6 protein-coding genes are annotated in these 3,700 nt (G+C 44.3%); 5 read left to right on the top strand and 1 reads right to left on the bottom strand.

Translation table 11 applies throughout. The annotated features are described in order from the left end of the window. From J7545_RS06440 to J7545_RS06425, 5 genes are all read left to right on the top strand, one after another. Positions 1 to 392, top strand: a 392-nt coding sequence (locus tag J7545_RS06440) for a reverse transcriptase domain-containing protein (RefSeq protein WP_318719316.1), incomplete at its 5' end; no start/stop codon positions are given. A gap of 21 nt (positions 393 to 413) precedes the next feature. Next, positions 414 to 587 (top strand): hypothetical protein, encoded by a 174-nt coding sequence (locus tag J7545_RS23930; protein ID WP_413038983.1) that lies wholly within the window; start codon positions 414 to 416, stop codon positions 585 to 587. Between the two features lie 335 nt (positions 588 to 922). Beyond that, positions 923 to 1,201: a hypothetical protein gene (locus J7545_RS06435; protein ID WP_318698201.1), complete on the top strand. Its 279-nt coding sequence runs from the start codon at positions 923 to 925 to the stop codon at positions 1,199 to 1,201. Next, entirely contained in the window at positions 1,201 to 1,617 is a 417-nt protein-coding gene (locus tag J7545_RS06430) for a putative toxin-antitoxin system toxin component, PIN family (protein ID WP_318698200.1), read from the top strand. The genes J7545_RS06435 and J7545_RS06430 overlap by 1 nt, the downstream gene beginning before the upstream one ends. Before the next feature lie 219 nt (positions 1,618 to 1,836). Then, complete coding sequence (locus tag J7545_RS06425; protein ID WP_318698199.1) at positions 1,837 to 3,354, top strand: MBOAT family O-acyltransferase; 1,518 nt, start codon at positions 1,837 to 1,839, stop codon at positions 3,352 to 3,354. Here J7545_RS06425 and J7545_RS06420 read toward each other — a convergent pair. Beyond that, on the bottom strand, positions 3,351 to 3,700 hold a 350-nt coding region (locus J7545_RS06420), incomplete at its 5' end, for a tetratricopeptide repeat protein (protein ID WP_318719315.1). The genes J7545_RS06425 and J7545_RS06420 overlap by 4 nt on opposite strands.

The raw sequence follows: 3,700 nt of genomic DNA, 5'->3' as shown, positions 1-3,700 counted from the left end.
TTAGAGTTAAGTCCTATGTTCGCTATGTGGATGATTTTGCTCTGTTCTCGAATGACTTCCAATTTCTCAGGGAAGCCAGAGAGGAAATTGAACAGTATTTAGTGCAATTGCGGCTAAAAATCCATCCGATTAAAAGTCAAATATTTTTGACTCGCCATGGAGCTAATTTTTTAGGCTTTCGTATGTTCCCCGACTGTATTCGGGTTCGCAATGAAAACCTCAGACGAGCAAGGCGGCGATGGCGAACATTACAAAATGACTACGCTCAAGGTAAAATAACAATAGACCAAATTCAACAGTCTTGGCAAAGCTGGTGCGCCCATCTGGAGTATGGCGACACCTGGCGATTGCGTCAACAGATATTTGCTTCGCTGGTCTTTTCTAGGGAGTAAAGAAGGGGTAGGCAACTCCGGCTGCTTCGTGGCGGTTGTTGGAACAACAATTCAGACAATTGTCGCTCTCAGAATCGCAATAGGAATGCGGCGGACAATAGGAACAACAACTTCGGTTTTCGCGTGGTTTGTCCCTTGGCGATTACTCTTCGCACTCAGAACTCATTTATGGGAATGAATGGGGCGTATTTCTGAAGAGTCAAGACCTATTCCTGTGATGTTCGCGAGAGCATCCGAAAATAAACCGGCGTTGGGCAGCTTAGTAGGTGATGTTCGCGAACATGAGTCGAAGGGTTGTCCAATTCCACTTTTTTGCTGAAGAAATGGTGGGGAACCAGAAACCCGGTTTCTTGAAGAAACCGGGTTTCTAGACAAGGGTGGGGGTTCTAGATTTGGGTATAACCCGCCCCTACGGTTTTTGGGGAATAGGATTGGGGATGTGTGATAAAATTGAATCGGTGTAGGCACTGCGTCTAACCATCAGGAAAAGCTAGACTCAATTCAAGATCAAATTGCCCCCAATCAGGACAATGGAAAACGCTCAAACCCTTACCATTACCGTCACACCAGAAAAAACGCTGGAACTACCGCCAGAAGTGCAAGCCCGACTCAATCCCGGGGAACAATACTTAGTCTCCATTAGCGAAGAAGCAATTACTTTAACCAAAGCTAAATCAATCCAATCCCCTGCATTTGATTGGCAAAAATGGGAAGCAAACCTCGAAACACAAGCAGATGATTCGGAGAAACTGAGTATAGAAGAAATTTGCGAGATCGTGCGCGAAGTCCGCCAAAATAGAAAAGCTTGATGAAGGTGGTTCTAGATACCAATGTTTGGGTTTCTGCTTGGCTATGGCGTGGTTTACCCGGCCAACTGATTGCTTTGGCAAGAACTCAGCAGATTCATATTTGTAGTTCTCCTGCGTTGTTAGCAGAACTAAAGATGACTTTCAGTTATGAGAAACTGCAACAGAAAATTCAATCTCTAGAGTTTACCCCAGAAGAACTCCTGAGAGGAACAGAAGAATTAGTCACGGTTTATTCTATTTCAGAATTAGATGTCCCCGAATTGCGCGATAGAGATGATCGCGTAGTTTTAGCCACGGCCCTAGCTGCGGAAGCGGATATCATTATTACTGGTGATAAAGATTTATTGGTTTTATTAGAATATCAGCAAATTCTAATTTTGACCGTTAAGGATTTTTTAGAATATTATACTGGGTGATTTCTTGAATTACTTTTTGAGGGTACAAGTGGGGTGGGGGCGGGTTTTGAGGGTTGATGGGTGGGTGTTCTAGATTTGGGTATAACCCGCCCCTACGGGGAATTTAATTGATGTTTATAGATTAAGCATTTATGATGTTGAATATCTATAATTTTAACTTTTAATGATCTTCCCTGTCTCCCTGCCCACCTATTTCTCTATTGTCCCACTCCATAACCAATGAGCTTCACGTCCCTCCTCTATGGTGTATTTTTATTCAGCGTCTGCATCCTCTATTGGTCAAGTCAATCCGGGAAAACGCGGTTTCTGTTACTGGCGATCGCCTCATTAATCTTTTACGCCTCTTGGCAACCCCAATATCTGCCGCTGCTTTTAGCCATGACTTGGGTTAACTATAGTTTAGCCAAAGTCCTAGTTCCCGATTCCGTCCAAGGTTCCCACGGTCAAGATTGGCAGTTATCTAACCAAGAATGGCAGTTCGCCCAAGCGGGTTGGAATCAGCGGCGCTTTTTTATTCTCGTCGTTGGAATCGTCTTAAATGTCTTTCTGTTATTCGGCTTTAAGTACATTCCCTTTGTCCTCGGTTCCGTCGGCGAGATCTGGCAAATCCCCACTGCTACGGCTTCTGCGGACTGGGTGAGTGACAATGTAATCGCTCCCTTGGGACTGAGTTTCTTCTGTTTTGAGGCGATCGCCTATTTAGTTGATGTTTATCGTGGCGCACCTGCTGCTAAAAGTTTTACCAAGTTTGCTGCTTATAAACTCTTTTTTCCCAAGCTAATTTCCGGCCCCATTACCCTGTATCAGCAACTCACCACCCAACTGAGAACGCCTCAATTTCCATCGATCGAAATGTTTACAGAAGGGGTATGGCTGATTGCATTAGGAGCCACGAAAAAAGCCCTGGTTGCTGACCGTTTGGGCATGATTGTAGACCTCAGTTTTACCCACCTCGTCCGTGCCGGAAGTTGGGATTTATGGTTAGCCACCCTTGCCTATGGACTCCAACTCTTTTTAGATTTTAGTGGCTATGTCGATATTGTGCGGGGCAGTGCCATTCTACTCGGCTTAACTTTACCAGAAAACTTTGAAGACCCCTATTTTACCACCAGCATTGCCGACTTCTGGAGACGCTGGCACATGACCCTAGGAAATTGGCTGAGAAACTATCTTTATTTTCCTTTAGGAGGCTCCCGTTTAGGATTATTCAGAACTTGTTTCAATTTACTAATTATCATGTTCATTGCTGGAATTTGGCATGGTGCAGCTTGGGGCTTTGTTGTTTGGGGTATTTATCATGGATTAGCCCTTGTTTTCCATCGTTTAATGGATAGTTTATCCAAGCAAAGTCATGCCTTAAAAGCATTTTGGCAAAGTTTACTGGGCACACTATTGGCTTGGGCAATAACCCAATTCATGGTATTTACCGCCTGGATCTTTTTCCGCCTCCCCAACTTAAAAGACTCTTGGTTTGCCATTTCCCATTTATTTGGCAAACAGGCCGACCCCCAATTTACCCAGAAAATTTATCTTGATACTCTGGGGATCGATCGCCTACAATTCACCTGGATCTTATTCGCTCTAGTCGGTCTCATGACGCTTCTGTTTTTATTGCAGCGACGCTTGAATTTACAGCTCAATTGGCCCATTAAGTTAGTCTTAATTCCCGTCAGTTTATATTTAGTGTGGTTACTTGCTCCTCAAGGGGCACTCCCCTATATTTATTTTGATTTTTAGGATAAGGTTTCAACCATTTTACGATCTAAAGATTTTGAAAGAGTGCAAAGGGCATGGTAATCGTGGATAATGGCGATCGCCACTTGATGCTGTTTGCCATAAATCCTCAATGCTTTTTCTTGTGCTTTTTCGTACAAAATTTCCGCACTGGGGCGATCGCCTAAAAACACATGCACGGCAGCTAAATCTGCCATCAGCAACGGGTATAGGGGATGCTCGTGATAGCGAAACTGACTGGCCAAATCTAGAGCCTCTTGCCACAACTGTCGGGCCCTTTCATAATGGCGTTGTTTAGCGTTAATTTTGGCCAGTCCTCGCAGACATTCTGCAATGGCGATGGCGTTGT

Origin of the sequence: Roseofilum sp. SBFL (genome assembly GCF_017746885.1) — a bacterium.
In the GTDB taxonomy this organism is placed as follows: Bacteria; Cyanobacteriota; Cyanobacteriia; order Cyanobacteriales; family Desertifilaceae; genus Roseofilum.
Note: the sequence above shows the minus strand (reverse complement) of the source record. Positions and strands in the feature narration are given on the sequence as shown.

What these genes read in the sequence shown, in the direction of transcription:
- J7545_RS06435 (WP_318698201.1), top strand. Translation starts at nt 923, where the DNA reads ATGGAAAACGCTCAAACCCTTACCATTACCGTCACACCAGAAAAAACG.
- J7545_RS06425 (WP_318698199.1), top strand. Translation starts at nt 1,837, where the DNA reads ATGAGCTTCACGTCCCTCCTCTATGGTGTATTTTTATTCAGCGTCTGC.
- J7545_RS06430 (WP_318698200.1), top strand. Translation starts at nt 1,201, where the DNA reads ATGAAGGTGGTTCTAGATACCAATGTTTGGGTTTCTGCTTGGCTATGG.